This is a genomic window from uncultured Desulfosarcina sp. (assembly GCF_963664155.2).
Lineage (GTDB): Bacteria > Desulfobacterota > Desulfobacteria > Desulfobacterales > Desulfosarcinaceae > Desulfosarcina.
This window is the reverse complement of the sequence record NZ_CAXXXH010000001.1, coordinates 4,342,826-4,363,173: the sequence shown is the minus strand read 5'-3', so window position 1 is coordinate 4,363,173 and position 20,348 is coordinate 4,342,826. Positions and strand designations below refer to the sequence as shown.

Below are 20,348 nucleotides of genomic sequence, written 5' to 3'. Positions count from 1 at the left end.
GCTCCGGGTGAACCGCTGGTTCACCATCACGGCCGGTCTGGTTTGGGTTGGGAGTGTTCAATGAATGTTTGGTAACTGGCATGGTAGATATTGGTCAACGTAAGAAAGGCGGTAGCAATCAGCGGGCCATAAATGATCCCGAGAATACCGAAAATATTGAGACCGCCGATAATGGATAAAAAAACCACCAGGGTATGCATCTGCACCCGCTTTCCCACCACCCTGGGTTTTAAGATATATTCGACGAGGCCCGAGAGCAGCAGATAAAATACCAGAAAAAAGATGCTGGCACCGATACGCCCCTTCAAAAAGAGAAAAATAACCGTGGGAATAAACACCGCCCCGATGCCGATGATCGGCAGAAACGCCAGCAGGGACATGATCACACCCCACAAAAAAGCGGACTGAAGACCGAACAACCAAAAAATCATCCCCCCGGCGACGCCCTGAATGGCTCCGCAAAGCCCGTTTCCCACAAGGATGGCACCAGCCATGTCTTTGAATTTGCCGATGAGCTGGGCATCCTGATCCTCGGGAAGGGGCGACAGATCGATAAGAAACCGCACCAGCTTCGGCCCGTCGATGAGCAGAAAAAATATAACCAGCAACATGAGGAAAAAGCTGGCCAGAAAGGACAAGGTGTTGGACGCGATGGATCGGGCCTGGTCGTAAAGAAACAGGCCCACCGCCCTGCCGATGTCGGAGATGGTCTTGTTCAACTCCTCACCGGTGATGGCGATATCGAAACCGGTCAGCAGCGGGTTGATTCGATCCAGCAGGGCACTGTTGGTAAAATGCGTGTTGATGAAGCTGGAAAGGGCCGGACTTTTGGCCAGCTGGATCAGCTCGTAAGCCTCCTGGGCCAAAACCCCCACGAAAAAAACGATGGGGACAAACAGGATAAAAAAAATCAGCAGGCAGGTTAACAAAGAGCCGAATCCCGGACTGATTTTATCGTGGGCCGTCAGCAGCCGGTAAACCGGATGGAATGCACCGGCAACAACGGCACCGAGAACGATGATGGAAAGAAACGGCGACAGAAGCCATCCCATCAAGGAAATGGAGATGAGAAAGCAGGCCAGAAAAAACCATAAAATCATGTTTTGGGAGGTCCGATCCTCCATGGTGCCTCCAGAAACCGGCAGTGGCTGTGTCAGGCTGTCAGGGTCTTCCTGAAGAAAACAGCACCGGCACCCCAAAGCCGGGCAGCAAGTCATCGCCGGTTCATAACGGTAGTGGAATCACGATGCCACGGGGCATAACGCAATCTGCGCAAACGCCTGATAAACAAGGGAAGAGGCATTTGCGCAGAATTGATGTTGAATGCGTCAGACTCGGATGTTCAATTGCCAGCCTGAATCAGACAGGGGGAGCGGCGAAGCAGATCACTTGCTGACAATGGCACCGGCTACGAGATAGAGCAATATCTCATAAACAGCTACAGGAATGTAGCTACCGGCCATCCCGTAGACGATCCCGCCACCGATAATGGCAGGAACCCCGCAAAACACCAAAATCCCCAACTTTCTGCTGATATCCATATTTTTTAATCTCCTGTCGCCGCTGGCAACCCTATTTGGCGAGGGGTTTGTTTGCGTTCTTTAAACGGCCGATGTTTACCAGTAACAGTCGAAAAAGTAAAGAAAAAAATCACCTTTCGACGATCATCGCCATGCCCATGCCGCCGCCGATGCACATCGTGATCAAACCGGTGGAATAGCCCTTGCGCTTCATCTGGTTCATGCCGCTGACCATCTGCCGGGCGCCGGTGCAGCCGATGGGGTGCCCGAGGGAGATGCCGCTGCCCAGTTCGTTGGGCCGATCGGTGTCGATGCCCAGCTCCCGCATGCAGCCGATTGCCTGGGAGGCAAATGCTTCGTTGAGTTCAATCATGTCGATGTCATCCAGGGTCATGCCCGTGGCCGCCAGCACTTTTTTCACCGCCGGCACCGGCCCCAGACCCATGTAGGCCGGATCCAGCCCACCGGAGCGGAAGGCCTTGATCTTGACGATGGGCTCCAGTCCCAGGCCCTTGGCCCTTTCCGCGCTCATGAGCAGCACGGCCGCCGCACCGTCGTTGATACCCGACGCGTTGCCGGCGGTAACGGTGCCGTCCTTCTTGAATGCCGGCCGCAAGTTGGCCATTTTTTCCATATTGGTATCCATGGGTCGCTCATCGGTGTCCACAATCGTATCCCCCTTGCGGGATTTGATCGTCACCGGAACAATCTCCCGGGCGAAGAGGCCCTGGGTGATGGCGCCTCGGGCCCGGGTGTGGCTGAGAACCCCCAGTTCGTCCTGCTCCTGACGGCCGATGCCGTAAAGGCTGGCGATATTTTCGGCGGTCATGCCCATGTGGTAGCCGTAAAAAATCTCATACAAGCCGTCGAACACCATGAGATCATAGATATCGCCGGTTCCGGTCAGTTCCATGCGGTGGCCCCAGCGGGCCTTGGGCAGGGCCATGGGCGCCATGCTCATGTTTTCCATGCCACCGGCCAACACCACATCCGACTCACCGGTCATGATGGCCGATGCCCCCAGGGCGATGGCTTTCAGCCCGCTGCCGCACACCTTGTTGAGGGAAAAGGCCGGAGTCTCCTTGGGCAGGCCGGCGCGAATCATGGCCTGCCGTGCCGGATTCTGGCCTTGGGCTGCCTGAAGCACGTTGCCCATGATGACCTCATCGATGGACACCGCCGGCCGATCATCGGCCCAGTCCATGCCGTTCTTCTCCAGTTCAATGAGTCCCTGGTCTTTCAGGGCATCCGGCCCGGCGGCCTTCAATGCGGGGCTGGACTGGGGCCGCAGTCCGGCTCTTTTCAGGGTCTCTTTCATGACGATGGCACCCAAGTCCACCACCGGAACGGTCTTGAACGATCCGCCGAATGAACCCACTGCGGTTCTGGCACCACTGACAATGACGACTTCTCTCATTGTGATCTCCTCCTGTTGTTGATTCTTGTGACTTCAGCTGGTATGAATAAAAAGAATAATCAAATAGCAAATTTTCAGGCAAAAGATCCACCCCAAACGGCTTTGGTCAATACCACAGATTCCGCGAAGGTGTCCAACACGAAATGAAACGCCGCCTCTATGCACCGGCCGTGCTTTTCGTCGGTCTGCTCAGCGCGCAGATCGTCGCCACCGCCCATGTCTACCTGTCCAATCTGGACCTGCTGCAGGCCACCGAGGCGGTGATGCACACCGGCTACCTGACTGTCCCCAACGCTATAGTCGCCGAGCATCTCGATTCGCTGACAACCGCCATGGCCGGAGGTCTGCTCTTCACCCTGAGCATCGGTGCCGGCCTCTCTCTGTTTACGCTGATCGGTGCCTGGCTGTGGGACCGGGCTTTCGGGCGGCGCCGGAAGGCTGTCTTTTTCTACCTGATGATATGGGCTGCCGGTCTTGCCCTGGTCAATGACAATGGCCTGAATGTCGTGGCCTCCATCTACCTCGTGGTGGTACCGCTGGTTACCGGTGTCGCCGCCATCCAGCTGCTGCCGGCCCGCACGACCCTGGTTTCACCCGCCGGGGCATTCTGGCCGGTATCCGCCGCCATCATCCTGGCCCTGCTGTGGGGCCTGGTGCTCGACCGCCAAATGTTCAGCAACATACGTGACAATCTGTTGTTGGGAAACCGGGCCGGCCAGTCCATTACCGACGCCTACTATGCCTACACCCTGTTTCCCGCCGAGGCGTTCAAATCCTTGGAACAGAAACAAATCCGTACCTGCGTACTCGGCGGCACCCTGAACCGGGCCGACTGGATCCGGCTCGAACGAACCGTCCGTGCCCATGACTATCTGCCCCTCCCGGCCGGCTTTCCGGCCGACCTGACCATTGGCCGGGATACGGACAAAAACCGCTTTTCCCTGGGGAACAATCAGCACCCTGTCCTGATTGTTCCCGATGGGGAGTTTCTCGGTAGTCCGGACAAGGTGCTGACCGCCTACTCCAATCACCTTGACCATAACCGCATGTTCAGGACCCTGACCCTGGCCTGCCTGCTGCTGGGATTTCCTCTGGTTCTCTTCAGCTTTCTGTTCAGCGTGCTGGGCGCGTTGCCCAATCTTTTTTTTAACGTAGCTGTATCGGACGGGATTGCCGCCGCCTTTTGCATCGTGGTCGGCGGGATCCTGCTGGTGCCGGTTTACCAGGGACATACCGCCACCGTTTCCCCCGCCAATCCGTCCACCGCCTTCTCTGCACCGTCGACAATCACACGCATCGCCGCCCTCAGGCAGGCGTGCCAGGACCGGCGGGATATCGCCATGGATGCAAAAACGCATGGACTCGAAAAAAGCCCCCATATCGCCGAACGCTACTGGCTGGCACGAAGCCTGGCCTGGTCCAAAGATCCGGCCGCCCACACCATGCTGCTGGCTTTGGCCGACGATGCGGTGCCCATCGTGGTCTGCCAGGCCCTGTGGGCCATGGGCGAGCGCAGAAACCCAACCGCGGTTCCGGAAATCATCGACCGGATCAACACCTCCCCCCACTGGTATATTCAAATGTATGGCTATCGCGCCTTGAGGACACTGGGATGGGTCCAGCCCCGATCTCCACAGCTTTCCTACTAGCATCGATACTGGCCGTAGCCCTGCTGGAGACGGCAGCCGCCTATCTGGGCACCCGGGTGCACCTGCCGCGGCTGTGGCTGATCGCAGGTACCCGAACGGCGCAGATACTCGCGGTAATGACCCTGGCCATGTTCCAGGCCGGCGGACTTCATGGGCTCGGGCTGGACAAACAATCCATTCTGCCCGGTCTCAGAAAGGGACTGGCCTGGTCTGCCGGTTTTGCCATGTCTGCCGCTCTGCTGTTTTTGGGCCTGTTCATGGCCGGCCTGGACCCATTGATGCTGGTCCGCTCCCCCCTCCCGGAAGGAGCCGGCCAGCGGGTTCTGTTTTTCTTCGTTGGAGGAATCGTAGCCCCGATGGCCGAGGAGATCTTTTTCCGGGGGCTGATTTTCGGCTACCTGCGCCGCTGGGGAGTTCCGGCGGCGGTTCTGATCTCCACCGCCCTGTTCGCGGCCCTTCATCTGCCGGCCGTCCCGATCACCCAGATCGTGGGAGGCGTCGTTTTTGCCGTGGCCTACCACACGGGCAAAAGCTTAATGGTTCCTATCGTCATCCACGTGCTGGGCAACCTGGCCATCTTCACGCTCTCCCTGCCCGTCTTCCACTGACGCCGGCAGGTCCAGCGCTCCCGCGATTTGGCTATCACCGACATTCTGAGCGGCTTTCGGTGTCCCCCCCTGCTGTCATGAATGACCGAGATTATGTCGTAGCGGGTGCGATCAATGATTCACGCCTTGACAGTTCCCGACCGTTTTAATAGATTCAAAGTTCACAGCAGGGCTTTTCCGTTTCACAGGCCAAACCATTGTCCCCGTATCAACTGTTGAACAGAGGCTCCCATCAGCGTCGGAGCCTCACCCAAATCATTCAGTGAATTCAAATGAGTGCCGATAAAAAAGAAAAACATACCGGACTGGCCACTCTCTTCGACGGGGTGGAGCTCAAAAGCTTTTTCATCAACTATCTCTGGTTCATCATCGCCGTGGAGATTGTGATCTTTCTGGTGAGCTTTCTGGGTAACCTGGGCCCGGACAAGGGACCCTTTCCGTGGAAGTTTTATTTCTACGTTTCCTTTATCACCCCGGTGGCCATCACCTTCCTGCTGGGGGTATTCATTCTGGCCTTCAACCAGTTCATTTTCGGCAATACCGCGGCTACCGGAGAGGATGGCGGAGCAGGCACGGAAGCGGACGACAGCCGATCCAAGCTCTTCCAGTTCAACCTCTTTCTCACCCACATGAAAAAGGTGCCCTTTCTGCCGATGCTGTTTGCCATCGTGGCCTGCACGGTGTTGTTCTACAAACTGGATGCCATCTTTCTCTTCATCTTCAATGCCGGGGAGAAAATGGTCACCTACAGCATCATCGCCGGCGGTGCACTGCTGGTTGCCGGCCTGATTGTCAGCATCGCTTGGATCGTCAGCAACTATAAGCTCAGCAGACGGCACATGGAACACGAATACCGCTACCGCAACGATGTGATGGAAAAGCTCGGTTTTCTCATCATGGAAGACGATACGGTGATCGATAAGCAAGGCAAACTGATCAGCCAGAAGCATTTGCTTCCGCCGGAATCCCAGAAGCCATCCGAAGAGCGGGAAACCCTGAAGATCCTGCCACCATCCAAATGACATAACGGCCAAACCATGGAAGCCGGCCAACCGACCGCATCCCGCGGACCCGGGATTCGATGCCCACGACCATGCCTTCAACCCGTCCAGACCGCCAACGAAACCGCAGCGTGGCCGCCAATGAAAATGGGTTTCTCGTGAATCCGGTGGCCGCCACCATCTTTTTCGGGTTGGTCCTGATTATCGTGGTCTATTCAACCCTGGATCTAACCGGCGCCATGACCCAATTGGGGCCCTTTGGCCCGGTGTTGCCCCTGCTGATCATTTTCTGGCTGATGGTCGGTGTTTACATGGGCGTGAAGCGGCTCAAGCGGCGTGCGGTGCGCATCCGAATGAGAGGCCCCCTGTTCATGCGGTCACTGATGAACGACTGCCTCGAGCGGACCTGCGGCGTGTTGGAGACGCGGCTGAACACCCCGTCAATCTCCTCCCCGATGATTTTAAACGACATCCTGCTGGACAAGATGCTGCACATCTGCGCCGCGGACTGTCTGCGCTTTTCGGACATCCGCAGGCAGATCGAAAGCAGCCGGCTGAAGGGCACCGACGATCTGGCGCTCGCCCGCTTTTTTCAGACCGCCGTGGAGTATCGTAAACAGGCGCTGCCCGGGGAAATCAGGCAGGTGGCGGACACGGTATGGCGAAGCCGGACGGATCTTAAAGAACTGCTGGAACGGCTGAAAAACGCGCACCAAACCCTTTGTACAGGTACCGGGAGCATCCTGGCGCTGTTGCCGCCGGATGCAAAAAAGGTCGAAAGAATCAGATCCACCTATCACTATCGGCCGCCCACCCTGCAGCGCGCTCAACGCATGGCCTTTGCTCTGGAAACCCTGGCCTACCTGAAAGCCACCCGCCACGAAAACGTCAACCCCATGGATCGCCGGCGCTACGATGTGGTAGCGGAACAGACCATCCCCAAACTGGCCGAGGCCCTGAACAGTTATAAACAGGCCTGGCAGAACCTGGTGGATGCCTACGAGCGTCCCCGGGACAACCGCTCCCAATAGCGACGGAAGCATAGGCACCTCTGATTCTAGATTCTGCTCCAAGAGAGGGTGTGCGATCGAGGTTTACATTGACCCAAGAGACGGATTACCGGGAAGAAATCAAGAAAAGCCGGTTTATTGCCAAAGCCGCCAACGTGTCCACCCCCGAGGCGGTATCTGCAGTTCGGCGGCGGCGCCAAACTGAAGGAAGTCTACACGGCCGCCGGCCTTGAGATCAAATTATAAATCGACAAGCCCGATTGTCAGGCACTAGTTGCGGCCCTGATCAATGCGAGCGCGGACAGCATTGCGTGGTTGACACAATGCTGAAGCACAACCTTTCCGGCAATTACCAAAGACCCTAAAAACATACCCATCACATGGTGTGGTTTAACTTTGACAGTTAGGGAAAAATAGAATACGGCCCGATGATGAAAAGTCGAATCGGTGCGACTTGCAATGGCGCGGCATCCTCGGTTTCATGGCTCACTTTTACAGATAAGTATCGATCATGATGCCCTTGCTCCTGTCTATCGGCATTGCGTATTTGCTATCCCTCGGCGCAGGCAGGCTGTGTGCCGCCATCGGCCTGCCGCGAGTGACCGGGTATCTGATAGTCGGTCTTGCCGCCGGCCCCTCCCTTGGCAGTCTTGGGCTGCCTGCACTCATCACCCAGGAGCAGCTACACGCTCTCGTTCCGTTACATGATGTCATTCTGGGATTGATTGTCTTCACCATCGGCGGCAGTTTCAGCCTGAGAGCGGTTCGGAAAATGGGGATGAAACGCTTCCGCATCAGCGCCGTTGAAATCGGACTTACCGCCCTTCTCGTTGCTTTAGGAACCTTCGCCACCGGAGCATTGCCATTGACTGCCGGTTTTCTTGCCTTGATGGCGATCACCACCGCCCCGGCAGCGACCCAGATGGTGTTGCGGGAATATCAATCCGAAGGCTCTCTTACCGACACTATTCTGCCGCTTATTGGCGTCAACAACCTGGTGGCCATCATCGCCTTCATTCTGCTGAAAAACAGTGTCCTGTCGGATAAGGCATCCTTTTCAATAGTGTTGGTTCAACTTTTCGGTCCCTTTTTTCTGGGATCGTTTGTCGGCATGGTTATCGCTATCATGGATCAGCGCCTTACCAGGCAGGTGGAGCGACAAATACTGATGCTTGCGTTGATTGCCATCACTGCCGGTATAGCCATAGTCCTTGACATATCTGCCATGCTGGGGACATTGATTGCCGGCATGGTGGCCGTAAATGCCTCACCCTATGGCAATCGAATCCTCAAAGAACTTACTGCCATTGACTATCCCCTGTATGTGCTATTTTTCATAATGGCCGGTGCAGCGCTGCATCTCGAATCCCTCGGTCACATGGGCCTCATTGGAACGGCTTATGTGGTCATGCGGTTAATAGGAAAATTTTTCGGCTGCCGGATAGGTGCCTTTTGGGCCGGTGATTCCCAGACCATAAAGTCCTGGTTGGGGCCAGCCATGCTCGCTCAGGCGGGTTTGGCCATCGGCCTGGCAGAGGTCTTGGCCAGAGAGTGGCAGGGCCCCGGTGCAACGATACAGACAGTCATTCTGGCATCGGTGGTTGTTTTTGAGGGAGTGGGCCCCCTTTTTACGCGAACCGCCTTGGTAAACGCCGGAGAAGTGACGGTTCTCAATCTCATATCCCAGCGAAGCCGTGTGGGTTATGGGGATGGGCTCATTCAGGTTTTCAACCAGTTCGAAAACGCACTTGGAATTTCAACTGCTGCAGGTAGGAAAGGTCCGGCGGGGATTCTGGTCGGCCATATCATGCGGCGGAACGTAGAAGTAATATCAAACCGGGCACCGTTCGACGAGGTATTGAAAGCCTTGGGGCACTCTCGTTATGATAGATTGCCGGTGATCAATGATCAAAACGAGTTGGTGGGCGTCATTAAATATGCAGATATTGCCAATACGCTTTTCGACCCCAACCTTCGAAATCTGGTCGTGGCCGATGATATCGCCACTAACGTACGCTTGATGCTGACTCCTGAGAATAGCCTGGAAAAGGCCATGGCTGCGCTCAAAGACTACCCGAATGACGCCTATTTGCTGGTAGTGGAAGAAAACAATCCTAAATCTCTGGTGGGAATTGTGAGACACAACGATTTACTCTCAGCGCACATACGAATCTCCCCGCCATGAGCGGACGGGGTTTCATCACCATAAGAGTCAAACACTCTTTTCGTCGTATGCGACGGGGTGTCAGGCCCGAAGCTTCGCAATAAAACTGACGGGATGGATCACCTATCCCCGGTTATCAATCAGGTCCGTGTCGATTTTCGTGTCCCTCCGGATGACTTGAATCAGTTCGAACTGCAAACTCTTGCTGCAGCCTGCAGCGATTTCCAGTTTAAGGTCGACGGGCCTCTCGCGGTAGTGAATACGGCGGCTGACGATTTTGGTACGGTACCCAGGATGGATATTCAGCAGGGCTACATGATGGCCAATCGCCGAGCTGATGCCGTTGACCATAACCACCAGTTGTCCCAGAGCCGGTAATTTCGCTCTTTATTGCCGGATTCCGCCCCCCGCCTGAGGGCTGAAACAATCTCTCCATCCTTCGTGACCCGTTCGCCCTATCCTCCAGGGCCTTCCATCACTTGTTTGTCCGCCAGGGCAAAGCTGTAAGCAACCGGGACGATGCCATTCATGGCCGGCGAACGTCGAATTCAGGGGTCAGAATGGACGCCGGCATCTTCTCCCACCGCGTGCCGCAGAAATCGGCGCAAATCCGGTAACGCCCGGGCTGCAGATCGGGAGGCAGAGGCCAGCGGAAACCCGCCATCTGATCGATATCATGAAATTCGGTGCAGGAACCGTCGGCCGACACACCCCCATCGATATCGACTGCCACCGTTTCCCCGGCATCTTCCGATGGGTTCTTCCGAATCAGCCTGAATTCCGACCGGACCCCGATGGGAAAAGCGGTCATACGGATAAAACTCAGTACCACCGTATCCCCGGGATGATAGACATCGTAGTCGGTAACCAGGCCGATCAACTTGTTGTCATCGGACAGCCCCAATCCGACGCCCGAGGTCTTTTCGTCCCAGGATCGCGCCGGCCCCACGTCCAGGTGCACCGCCCGGCCATGGTAGTAACCGGTGCCGCCAAAACCGATGGTCTTAACCGTTTCCCAGACGCGTTTGGAAGGAACACCTTGCATGACCAGATCGACGGCCATGCCGTACTGGTGCAGACTGGCTTTGGCTGCCAGCCCTCCCCGCTTGCGCAGGCGGGTGTTGTATTCCGGCGCCCGATAGCCGGAGGTAATGGTCAGTTGGGCGCCCGGATTCAATCGGTCTTCGAGGTAATCGAGAAATTCGATCAGCCGCAGCGAGATCACCTGACGCGAGGGATCGTCGGGCGCACCGAAAACAGCGGCAATCGCCCGGACTGCATCGGTGCGATACTGCCCGTCAGCCAGACGGAAGCGACCGCTGAAGGCTTTGCCGTTCTTCTCGCTTACCAGACGAATGACACCGTTGCCGCTGTGAAAGAATCGCGTGGTCATCGACGATTTCGCCGGTACCGGTACCGCCGCCAACTCGAGAATGATCGACGTCAATATGAGCGTTCTAAAAAACATGCAGGCCCTGCCACTCCTTCTCTCAACCCACCGGGTGAATGGGAACTGGTGTTTCAGGTCAGCTATAACCAACGCCGGCAGAAAGGGCAAGTTTTGATGCAGATGGGTGTCAGGTTCCCTATTTTTTCTGGGCATCTGCGATGGCCACCTCTTCAAATGTTTTGATGTCACACAGTATGCGTGTGGCGGCATCCAGCAGTTCCATGGCAATCGCTGCTCCGGTACCTTCTCCCAGCCGGAATTGAAGGTCCAGCAGGGGGGCGACATCCAGCCTTTCGTGCATGAACCGGTGGCCCACCTCCACCGATCGATGGCTGGCAAACAGATAGGCTTTGGCTGCCGGGGCCAGTTCACAGGCGATCAGGGCGCCGGCGGTGGCAATGAGACCGTCGCACACCACGGGGATGCCGGCGGCCGCGGCCCCGATCACCAGCCCGGCCAGTCCGCCGATCTCGAACCCCCCCACCTTGGCCAGCACGTCCATCGGATCTTTAGGATCCGGCCGGTGCAGGGCCAGGGCCTGTTCGATGACCCGGATCTTGTTGGCCAGGGCTGCATCACCGATGCCCGTACCCCGACCGGTGAGCTTATCCACGGCAATGCCCGAAAAGGCGGCGATGACGGCCGACGACGGCGTGGTGTTGCCGATGCCCATGTCGCCGGTGCCGAGCATCTCCAACGGCCCTTCGGCAATCAGTTCGTTCACGATTTCGATGCCCGCGGCAACACTTTGCTCGGCCTGCTCACGGGTCATGGCCGGTACGCGGGCCAAGTTGGCCGTACCCTTGGCCACCTTCTTGTGAAAAATGGGCAAAGACGGGTCAAAATCGAAGTTGACGCCCAAATCGGCGGCAATCACCCGTGCCCCGGCGTGTTTGCCCAGCACATTGATCGAGGCGCCGCCGTTGACAAAGTTGAAGACCATTTGGGGCGTCACCTCCTGGGGAAACAGGCTCACACCCTCTTCGGTCACGCCGTGGTCCCCGGCACAGGTAATGATCACCTTGTGGGTCAGGCGGACATCCAGGGTGCCAAAGATGGCCGCCAACCGCGCCGACACGGCTTCGAGCATCCCCAGGCTGCCGGCGGGCCGGGCCTGATTGGCCAGGCGTTCATTGGCCTGTTCGTAGACGTTTTCGTTCAACGGTTGAATGGCTGCAATGCTTCTCTTTAACAACTCCATAAAATCTCCTTTTTAATGTTTTGCGTGAGGTGGTAGATTTTGATGGAATCGTAAAAAGTCGAAATCTCAGATTTATTGTCATCCCCGTGAAGGCGGGGATCCATAAGTTTCAAATAGTTATAGATTCCCGCCTGCGCGGGAATGACACATCGGAGACTTTTTACGAGGCCATCAGATTTTGCTTCGGGTCAAGGCCGCAGCGACGTTGGGACCGCAGGCGTAGCAGCGCTGCGTCGAGGATCGCAAAGCCGTGAGAACGAAGACCCGGGCCAAAAGATGCCGTTTCACAATGCTATCTTATCGCCACCGATATCCTGGCTGAATACCTCCATGCCCTTTTTCATGGCGCAGAAGTCGCCACACATGGTGCAGGTCTCCGACTGTTCCGGCCGCCGGCTGTCCCGGATGGACCGGGCCACCGTCGGAAAGAGCAGCAGTTCCTGAAGGTCCTCCCAGCGCATGTCCCGCCGGGCCATGGCCGCCTGCTTGTCCCGGTCGCGCCGCTCGGGGTATTTGCTCAGGTCGCCGATATGAACGGCCAGGCGGGTAACCCGCACCCCTTCGCGTACATCGGCCTCCGTGGGCAGGGCCAGGTGTTCGGCCGGGGTGATATAGCAGATCAGATCGGCCCCATACCGGGCCGAGGTGGCCGCACCGATGGCAGCGGTCACGTGATCGTATCCGGCCCCGACGTCCGAGGGAATCGGTCCCAGCACATAATAGGGAGCATTCCCGCTCATCCGTTTTTCCAGCATGATGTTGCCGGCGATTTCGTCCATGGGCACATGGCCCGGGCCTTCCACCATGGTCTGGCAGCCCATTTCGCGGCCGATCTCGGCCAGTTCGCAGTTGATGATCATCTCAGCCATCTGGGCCCGGTCGTGGCTGTCGTGGATGGCGCCGGCCCGAATGCCGTTGCCCAGAGAAAGCACGGCATCGTACTTTTTCATCAGGTTGCAAACCCGGTCAAATTGTTCGTACAGGGGGTTCTCTTTTTTGTTCATGTCCATCCAGGCCACCATGAACGTGCCCCCTTTGGAGGCCAGGCCGCCGTACCGGAAGCCCTGTTTTCTCAAGCGCCGGATGGTGTACTGATTGATGCCGCAGTGGATAGCCATGAAGCTGAGTCCGTCGGCCAGTTGCTGCTCGATGAGATCGAACAGACACTCCGGATCCAACCGGGCGGGGTTGTGGTATTTGCGGGTGGTCTCCTTGAAGGCCTGATAGAGGGGAACGTTGCCCACCGGGCGGCTGGTCGCAGCCAGCACCGCCCGGCGCACGGCATCCAGGTCACCGCCGGCGGACAGTTCCATGAGGGTATCGGCGCCCTCCTGTTCAGCGGCCAGCGCTTTTCTCACCTCAAGGTCGATGTCACAGATATCCGACGACGTACCGATGGAGGCATTGACCTTGGTCCGCAGCCCCCGTCCGATCCCCACCACCTGTTGCCCCTTTCGGAACGGGTTGTTGGGAATGACAATCTGCCCCTTGGCTACCCGGTCCCGGATGATCGTTGCGTCTATCTTCTCATCGATCGCCACCGTCTGCATCTGTTCGGTGATGATCCCTCCCCGTGCCAGTTCAATCTGCGTTTTCATAAACCTTCCCTTAAGGATCGGGACGGGGAAGCCGGCATCTTCAGCCAAATAAAAAACCCCGGACCGAAAAATAAATTTTCAGTCTGGGGTTTTGCCGTCACCACCAAGACGCGTTTCCTCACGGCAGGTCTTCTGACTCGCGGATCGTTCTACCGACCGCCCCTTCCCGCACCGTTTCGTTCATAATTGACCGATGCAGTGGTTATGACGGCCTTCGTCCCCGCTCACAGCGACGGGTTCGTCCCGGAATCGCACCGGGTTCCCTATTATCCTTTGCACTCCATTCGGAATGCGGGCACCGGAAGGTTCAACAGTCAATTCGGGTCATGATGTAAAAGAAGCGGTGCCGACTGTCAATGGATTTCTTTCCTTGCACTTGCTTCCGCGCCTCCCGTCGATGTCACAAAATTTCATAGGCCTCTATCACTGCAGGTTGTAGAAATCAGAAAAATCTGCGACCAATTTTCACCTGTGATATCAATGTCAGAGCCAACATATTTTAGAAAAAAGCCAAGCACCTAATAGTGATGGAATCGTAAAAAGTCGAAATCTCAGGTTTATTGTCATCCCCGCGAGGATCCATAAGATTCAAATAGTTATAGATAGCGCTAAAGCTTCACTGCGTGTGCCCGCCTTCGCGGGAATGACACATTGGGGACTTTTTACGAAACCATCAATAGTGGTCGGCCATTATTTTTGTCCATGCGGTCTTTAATGGCAGTAAGTGCAAGTTGAGCACGCCATGCTATTTGATAGGGCTATCATAAACCTGGTCTTTACGCGGATATCCAAAGGCTGACGGCGAGCATCAGGCGCTGGGGCCTTCTTCGGCGCGCCCAGGGGAGTTCAGGCGTCCCGTCCGACGCCCGGAAATGCGCCGCCTGGTCCAGCTCTGGGCCCGATCGAGGTAGTAGTAGATCACCGGGGTAATATAGAGGGTCAGCAGCTGGGAGACCAGCAGGCCGCCGACCACCGCCAGCCCGAGGGGACGCCGGGATTCGGCGCCTGCACCGACACCGATGGCGATGGGCAGCGTCCCCATCAGCGCGGCCATGGTGGTCATCATGATCGGCCGGAAACGGACGACGCACCCCTGGAAGATGGCCTCGAGGGGCGCCTTGCCCTCCTGGCGCTGGGCCTCGAGGGCGAAATCGATCATCATGATGGCGTTCTTCTTGACGATCCCTACCAGCATGATGATGCCCACAAAGGCATAGAGGTTGAGATCATTGTGAAAGACCATCAGGGTGACCAGCGCGCCGAGGCCGGCCGCCGGCAACCCGGATAGGATGGTCAGGGGATGGATGTAGCTCTCATAGAGGATCCCGAGTACGATGTAGATGACCAGGATCGCCAGGACAAGCAGCAGCACCAGCCCCTTGGTGGAGGCCTGGTAGACCTGGGCGGCCCCCAGGAAGCCGGTAGTGATGGTCGCCGGCAGGCTGCGCGCCTCCTTCTCGACGGCCGCCACCGCGGTTCCCAGCGGCACGTCCGGCCGCAGGTTGAAGGATAGGGTTACCGCCGTGATCTGACCCAGATGATTGACCGACAGCGGCCCGAGGCCACGGGTGATGGTCACCAGGGAGGACAGGGGTACCAGGATGCCGGCGTCGGAACGGATGTAGAGCATCTGCAGGACCGAAGGATCGGCCTGGTAGCGCGGCTCAAGTTCCATGATCACCTGATACTGGTTGGTCGGTGAAAAGATGGTCGAGACCTGTCGGCTGCCGTAGGCCGAATAGAGCGCGTTTTCGATCCGTTCGGCGGTGATGCCCAAGACCGCCGCCCGATCGCGGTCGATGGTCAGGTTGACCTGGGGGTTCTTGATTTCCAGATCCGAGGTGACGTCCTGGAGCATCGGCAGGCCGTGCAGCCGGGCCTCGAATTCGGCGGCCCGGGCGTAAAGCTCGTCACTGTCGGGACTCTGCAGCACGAACTGGTACTGGGCCTTGGACGAGACCGACTCAAGGCGGATCGGAGGCGGGTTCTGCAGAAAAACGCGGATCCCAGGAATCCCGTCGAGCTGGGGGCGCAGGCGCTGGACGATCTGGTCGGCATTGGATTTGCGCCGGTCCCGGGGCATGAGCTTGATGAACATGAAACCGCTGTTGGAACCCACCCGCGATCCCGAGGCACCCACCGAGGACATGAAGGCTTCCACATCAGGATCACGGATGACGATTGCCGCCAGCAGGGCCTGGTTGCGTTTCATGTCTTCGAAAGACACCCCCTGGGCCCCCTCGGTACTACCGCGTAGCGCGCCGACATCGTCCGGCGGAAAAAGGCCGGTGGGAATCCGGGTGAAGAGCCACAGCGTCGCCGCAATCAGCAGCAGCGTTAACAGCAGAACGGAACGCCGGTAGTTGAGCACCCAGGTCAGGGTCTTTTCGTACAAAGCCCGCCAGCCGTTGAAAAAACGTTCCATCTGGTTGTAGAGAAATCCGTGCCGCCGACCGATATGGGGTTTGAGAAAACGGCTGCCGAGCATGGGCGTCAAGGACAGCGAAACAAATCCCGAGATCAGGATGGCGACGGCGATGGTGACAGCGAATTCGTGAAGGACCCGCCCGAGCATGCCGGCCATGAACAGCACTGGAATGAACACTGCCACCAGTGAGACGGTCATGGAAACGATGGTGAAACCAATCTCCCGCGCCCCCCTGAAAGCCGCATCCCGGGCCGCCTCGCCGTGTTCCATGTGGCGGACGATGTTCTCCAGCATGACGATGGCGTCATCCACTACGAAACCCACCGACAGAGTGAGTGCCATCAGGGTGATGTTGTTCACCGAAAAGCCGAGCAGGTACATCGCGGCAAAGGTACCGACGATGGAAAGCGGCAGCGCCAGGCTGGGGATGAGGGTGGCGGAGAGGTTGCGTAAAAACAGGAAGATGACCAGGATCACCAGGACGACGGTCAGAACGAGGGTAAACTTGACCTCCGCCACCGACTCCCGGATCGAGTTGGAGCGATCGTACATGACCTCGAGATCCACCGCGCCGGGCAGCTGCTGGCGGAAAGCGGACATCTGCCGTTTGATGCGGTCAACCACCGCGATGGTGTTGGTGCCGGGCTGGCGCTGAATCGCCAGAATAATGGACCGGTTGGCCTTCCCCTTGGTGTAAAACCACGCGGCGACCTTGTCGTTTTCGACGCTGTCGGTGACTTGGGCGATGTCCCGCAGGCGCACCGGCGCACCACCCCGGTAGACCACGATGAGCTGCTTGAACGCCTCGGCATTGTAAAGCTGGCCGTTGACCTGGATCGTGAAAGACTGGCTCGGCCCCTCCAGCCCACCGGTGGGCAGGTTGACGTTCCAGCTGGCCAGAGCCGCCTCCACCTCGTCCAGGCCGATGTGTCGGCTGGCCAGCTTCCGGGGGTCGAGGCCGACCCGCACGGCGTATTTCTGCGAACCGTAGACGTTGACCTGGGCCACCCCGTCGACCATCGAGATGCGCGGGGCGATGACCGTGTCGGCAAATTCGTTGACTTCGGAAAGCGGCAGGGTCGGCGAGGTCATGGCCAGGTAGAGAATCGAAGCATCGGCCGGGTTGACCTTGCGGATCGAGGGCGGACTCGGCATCTCCCGGGGGAGCTGCCGGGCGGCCTGGGAGATGGCCGTCTGCACGTCCTGGGCGGCCGCGTCGATATCCCGCTCCAATGTGAACTGGATGGTGATGATCGTGGATCCCTGGCCGTTGGTGGAACTCAGCGAGTCGATGCCGGCAATGGTCGAAAGCTGGCGTTCCAGGGGGGTGGCGACAGCGCTGGCCATGGTTTCCGGGCTTGCGCCGGGGAGACTGGCCCGCACCTGGATGGTCGGGAAATCGATGCTCGGCAGATCGTTGACCGGCAGCAGCCAGTAGGCGAAGGCGCCGAAGATCATGATCGCCAGCATGACCAGGCTCGTCATGACCGGCCGACGGATGAATAGCCCCGAAATACTCACGGGGTCGCCTCGGTCTTGCCCGTTGCGGTGTCCGCCTCGGCCAGCCGGACCTTGACCCCCGGAGCCAGCCGCAACTGACCGTCGGTCACCACCGTCTCGCCCGCGGCCAGCCCCGTTTCGATGACCGACTCGCCGGCGACGCTGAAGCCCAGTGTCACCGGCCGCATCTCCACGCGCTGCTCCGGGTTGACCACGTAGACGAAGTTGCCATTCTGGCTCGTCTGCACGGCCCGGGCGGGAACGACCGTGGCATCCCGTCGGGTGGTCAACCGAAGGCGGACATAGACAAACTGACCCGGCCAAAGGATCCGGTCCGGGTTGGCGAAGGTCGCTTTGAGCCGGATGGTGCCGGTGGCCGCGTCGACCCTGTTGTCGAGAAAGGAGATCCGCCCCACCAGGGGTTCGCCGCGGTAGCCGTCCGGAACCGCCTGCACCGCCAGACTCCCGGCGGCCAGGTATTTTTTCAGCTCCGGCAGGGCCTGCTCGGAGAGGGCGAAACTGACCTTGATCGGCTTGACCTGGTTAATCGTCACCAACGGCTGATCCGCCTCGGCCTTGATCAGATTCCCCTGGTCCACCAGCAGGGCGCCGGTGTATCCGGAGATGGGCGCACGGATCGTGCAGTTGTCCAGATCCAGCCGGGCGCTCTCCACCGCCGCTTCGTCGGCCGCTACGGTGGCCGCCAGCACGGCGACACTGGTTTGCGCCTGATCGGACTGCTCCTCGGAGACATACCCCTTCTCGGCGGCCGGGCGGTAGCGCGCCGCTTGCTTGCGGGCATTATCGAGGGCGGCCCGGTCCTTGGCCAGGGCCGCCAGAGCCTGGTGGAGCCGGGCGTCGAACGGACGTGGGTCGATGCGGAAGAGCAGGTCACCGGCCTTGACCGGATCCCCTTCCCTGAAGTTGACTTTTTCCAGGACCCCGGCCACCTGGGATTTGATTCCCACCGCGACAAAGGGCTCGACGCTACCCACAGCCTGGACTTCGACGGGCATGTCCTTGCGGCTGCTGGTGGCCACGCTCACCGGTACCGATGATTCCCTGGGCCGGGCCGTTTTCCCGCCAGTGTCACTTTGTGTCTCGGAAACGGAACAACCCGGCAGAATGAAGAGCAGGCACAGCGCCAGGATCAGCCCGCAGCCGGCGTGCAGGAGCAAACACCGAGGCCCCTCGTGCTTTGCAGGACAACGGTTCATTGATTCACCTCTCCCGTTGGTATGGGTTGCAGGCCGACCAAGGTGTTCGCCGACGGCCTACTTGAGATTGTCGATTCATCCCGGTCAATCTCCCATCCGCCCCCCAGCGCTTTGAACAGAGCGACCTGGTAGAACGCCAGCCGCTGCTCGCTCTGGATCAGCTGGTCCTGTGACAGGTAGAGGGCGGTCTGGCTCTGAAGGAGCGAAAGAATATCGCTGATTCCGGCGCGGTAGCGGCCGCTGGCCAGTTCCACCGCTCGTTGCCCGGAACGCACGGCATCCGCCAGGCTCCGGAAGGTCTCCGTCTCCCGGGAAAGGCCCAGCAGGGCGGATTCCACCTCGCCCAGGGCGGCAAGGACTGTTTTTTCATAGGCAACCTGGGCCTCTTCCTGTCGTCCCCGGTTGAGATCGATGTTGGCCCGCGCCCGGCCCGCATCGAACAGCGACCAGCTCACCGTGGGGCCGACGGTCCAGTAGCGGCTGCCGGCGCTGATCAGATCGCCGAGACTGGCGCTCTGCAGGCCCAGGAGGCCGGTCAGAGAAAACCGGGGAAAAAGGTCGGCGGTGGCCACCCCGATATCAGCAGTGGAAGCCGCCAGCTGGCGTTCGGCCCGGCGGATATCCGGCCGTCGTCGCAACAAGTCGGAGGGAAGGGTTTCCGGCAGCCATGCTGGCCGCGCCGGCAGCGGCGCCCCCGGCGCGAGCTCCTTCTCGAGAGTCCGGGGAGGCAACCCCAGCAACAGCGACAGGCCATAAATGGCCGCCCCGGCACTGTTTTCCAGAGGGGGCAGTTGGGCACGGGTCAGGGCCAGCTGGGTTTCGGCCTGGACTACCTCCAGCCGGTTGCCGAGTCCGCTATCCTGGCGGCCCCGAGCCAGGTACAGAGTCCGGTCCTGGATGCCGACATTTTCCCGGGCCGTCTGCAGTCGTTGCTGGCTGCCGCGCAGTTCAAGGTAATTTCGGGCGACCTCCGCCTCCAGGGACACCAGGACATCCCGGCGGTCTTCAGCGGTGGCGGCCAGCCGCGCCCCGGCCGCTTCGACGGACCGACGGGCGGCGCCGAAAATGTCGAGTTCCCAGCCGGCATCAAACCCGGCCTGGTAGAGATCTTGGGTCGTCCCGGCGTTGCTGCCGCCGGCATTTTCGCTGCGCCGGGTACGGGCGTAGGTGCCGGAGACATCCACCGCCGGTGCAAGCGCAGCAGTGGCTATCCGATACTGGGCGCGGGCCTGCTGGATGCGGGCCACGGCGATCTTGAGGTCGGGGTTGGCGGCAATCGCTCGCTGGATCAGGCCGTTGAGCCGGGGATCGTCGAATAGGGTCCACCAGGTTTCCAGCGCGGCGGTGCCGGCGTTTGCGGTGCCGCCCGCACCCGCTCCGCTCCAGGCGGCCGGTAGTTCCGGGCGGGGCGGGTGATAATCGGGCCCGACCGGCGCACAGCCTGCCAGCAGGGCCGTCAACCCCCAACCCATAAAAGCGATCAAGCGAATATGTCCGCCGCGCATCGGGGTACAAAGCTCCAATTGTCAGGTTAGCCAATCGCCATCGTAATCAGTGCGGTGAATCGGAGATGGTGTATAGCGAA

General features: G+C 59.0%; 15 protein-coding genes and 1 riboswitch. Of the genes, 5 read left to right on the top strand and 10 right to left on the bottom strand.

Going from position 1 to position 20,348, the window contains the following annotated elements; genetic code table 11:
* Nucleotides 1-26: 26 nt before the first annotated feature.
* The 3 genes from ACHZBS_RS19840 to ACHZBS_RS19830 form a co-directional block, all read right to left on the bottom strand.
* A complete protein-coding gene (locus tag ACHZBS_RS19840; protein WP_319408260.1) occupies nt 27-1,124 on the bottom strand; it encodes an AI-2E family transporter in 1,098 nt (365 codons plus the stop codon).
* Nucleotides 1,125-1,385: 261 nt separating this feature from the next.
* Nucleotides 1,386-1,541, bottom strand: a complete 156-nt coding sequence (locus tag ACHZBS_RS19835; protein ID WP_319408259.1) for a hypothetical protein — start codon at nt 1,539-1,541, stop codon at nt 1,386-1,388.
* A gap of 109 nt (nt 1,542-1,650) precedes the next feature.
* A complete protein-coding gene (locus ACHZBS_RS19830) occupies nt 1,651-2,937 on the bottom strand; it encodes an acetyl-CoA C-acetyltransferase (RefSeq protein WP_319408258.1) in 1,287 nt (428 codons plus the stop codon).
* A gap of 143 nt (nt 2,938-3,080) precedes the next feature.
* On the opposite strand from ACHZBS_RS19830, the gene ACHZBS_RS19825 reads away from it, so the two are divergent.
* From ACHZBS_RS19825 to ACHZBS_RS19805, 5 genes are all read left to right on the top strand, one after another.
* Nucleotides 3,081-4,586: a HEAT repeat domain-containing protein gene (locus ACHZBS_RS19825; RefSeq protein WP_319408257.1), complete on the top strand. Its 1,506-nt coding sequence runs from the start codon at nt 3,081-3,083 to the stop codon at nt 4,584-4,586.
* Nucleotides 4,550-5,194, top strand: a complete 645-nt coding sequence (locus tag ACHZBS_RS19820) for a CPBP family intramembrane glutamic endopeptidase (protein WP_319408256.1) — start codon at nt 4,550-4,552, stop codon at nt 5,192-5,194. The genes ACHZBS_RS19825 and ACHZBS_RS19820 overlap by 37 nt, the downstream gene beginning before the upstream one ends.
* Before the next feature lie 272 nt (nt 5,195-5,466).
* The gene (locus ACHZBS_RS19815; RefSeq protein ID WP_319408255.1) at nt 5,467-6,216 is read left to right on the top strand and encodes a hypothetical protein; all 750 of its coding nucleotides are present in this window, start codon (nt 5,467-5,469) and stop codon (nt 6,214-6,216) included.
* 59 nt (nt 6,217-6,275) lie between these two features.
* Nucleotides 6,276-7,226: a hypothetical protein gene (locus ACHZBS_RS19810; protein WP_319408254.1), complete on the top strand. Its 951-nt coding sequence runs from the start codon at nt 6,276-6,278 to the stop codon at nt 7,224-7,226.
* Between the two features lie 490 nt (nt 7,227-7,716).
* Nucleotides 7,717-9,390 carry a cation:proton antiporter gene (locus tag ACHZBS_RS19805; protein WP_319408253.1) on the top strand — a complete coding sequence of 558 codons (1,674 nt, stop codon included), beginning with the start codon at nt 7,717-7,719 and terminating at the stop codon, nt 9,388-9,390.
* Between the two features lie 102 nt (nt 9,391-9,492).
* On the opposite strand, the gene ACHZBS_RS19800 is transcribed toward ACHZBS_RS19805, so the two are convergent.
* The 7 genes from ACHZBS_RS19800 to ACHZBS_RS19770 all read right to left on the bottom strand — a co-directional run bounded on the left by ACHZBS_RS19800 (nt 9,493) and on the right by ACHZBS_RS19770 (nt 20,247).
* Entirely contained in the window at nt 9,493-9,726 is a 234-nt protein-coding gene (locus tag ACHZBS_RS19800; protein ID WP_319408252.1) for a hypothetical protein, read from the bottom strand.
* A 169-nt stretch (nt 9,727-9,895) separates the two neighbouring features.
* Complete coding sequence (locus ACHZBS_RS19795; RefSeq protein ID WP_319408251.1) at nt 9,896-10,837, bottom strand: DUF882 domain-containing protein; 942 nt, start codon at nt 10,835-10,837, stop codon at nt 9,896-9,898.
* Nucleotides 10,838-10,955: 118 nt separating this feature from the next.
* Nucleotides 10,956-12,020, bottom strand: coding sequence for a nicotinate-nucleotide--dimethylbenzimidazole phosphoribosyltransferase (gene cobT, locus ACHZBS_RS19790; protein WP_319408250.1), 1,065 nt, complete (start codon nt 12,018-12,020; stop codon nt 10,956-10,958).
* A 284-nt stretch (nt 12,021-12,304) separates the two neighbouring features.
* Nucleotides 12,305-13,618: a phosphomethylpyrimidine synthase ThiC gene (gene thiC / locus ACHZBS_RS19785; RefSeq protein ID WP_319408249.1), complete on the bottom strand. Its 1,314-nt coding sequence runs from the start codon at nt 13,616-13,618 to the stop codon at nt 12,305-12,307.
* 104 nt (nt 13,619-13,722) lie between these two features.
* Nucleotides 13,723-13,936: riboswitch (cobalamin riboswitch) on the bottom strand.
* Between the two features lie 490 nt (nt 13,937-14,426).
* A complete protein-coding gene (locus ACHZBS_RS19780) occupies nt 14,427-17,567 on the bottom strand; it encodes an efflux RND transporter permease subunit (protein WP_319408248.1) in 3,141 nt (1,046 codons plus the stop codon).
* Nucleotides 17,564-18,724 (bottom strand): efflux RND transporter periplasmic adaptor subunit, encoded by a 1,161-nt coding sequence (locus tag ACHZBS_RS19775; RefSeq protein ID WP_319408247.1) that lies wholly within the window; start codon nt 18,722-18,724, stop codon nt 17,564-17,566. The genes ACHZBS_RS19780 and ACHZBS_RS19775 overlap by 4 nt, the downstream gene beginning before the upstream one ends.
* Nucleotides 18,725-18,759: 35 nt before the next feature.
* Entirely contained in the window at nt 18,760-20,247 is a 1,488-nt protein-coding gene (locus ACHZBS_RS19770; RefSeq protein ID WP_319408246.1) for an efflux transporter outer membrane subunit, read from the bottom strand.
* Nucleotides 20,248-20,348: the final 101 nt, after the last annotated feature.

What these genes read in the sequence shown, in the direction of transcription:
- ACHZBS_RS19830 (WP_319408258.1), bottom strand. Translation starts at nt 2,937, where the DNA reads ATGAGAGAAGTCGTCATTGTCAGTGGTGCCAGAACCGCAGTGGGTTCA.
- ACHZBS_RS19810 (WP_319408254.1), top strand. Translation starts at nt 6,276, where the DNA reads ATGCCCACGACCATGCCTTCAACCCGTCCAGACCGCCAACGAAACCGC.
- thiC (WP_319408249.1), bottom strand. Translation starts at nt 13,618, where the DNA reads ATGAAAACGCAGATTGAACTGGCACGGGGAGGGATCATCACCGAACAG.
- ACHZBS_RS19815 (WP_319408255.1), top strand. Translation starts at nt 5,467, where the DNA reads ATGAGTGCCGATAAAAAAGAAAAACATACCGGACTGGCCACTCTCTTC.
- ACHZBS_RS19805 (WP_319408253.1), top strand. Translation starts at nt 7,717, where the DNA reads ATGATGCCCTTGCTCCTGTCTATCGGCATTGCGTATTTGCTATCCCTC.
- ACHZBS_RS19825 (WP_319408257.1), top strand. Translation starts at nt 3,081, where the DNA reads ATGAAACGCCGCCTCTATGCACCGGCCGTGCTTTTCGTCGGTCTGCTC.
- ACHZBS_RS19795 (WP_319408251.1), bottom strand. Translation starts at nt 10,837, where the DNA reads ATGTTTTTTAGAACGCTCATATTGACGTCGATCATTCTCGAGTTGGCG.
- cobT (WP_319408250.1), bottom strand. Translation starts at nt 12,020, where the DNA reads ATGGAGTTGTTAAAGAGAAGCATTGCAGCCATTCAACCGTTGAACGAA.
- ACHZBS_RS19840 (WP_319408260.1), bottom strand. Translation starts at nt 1,124, where the DNA reads ATGGAGGATCGGACCTCCCAAAACATGATTTTATGGTTTTTTCTGGCC.
- ACHZBS_RS19820 (WP_319408256.1), top strand. Translation starts at nt 4,550, where the DNA reads ATGGGTCCAGCCCCGATCTCCACAGCTTTCCTACTAGCATCGATACTG.
- ACHZBS_RS19835 (WP_319408259.1), bottom strand. Translation starts at nt 1,541, where the DNA reads ATGGATATCAGCAGAAAGTTGGGGATTTTGGTGTTTTGCGGGGTTCCT.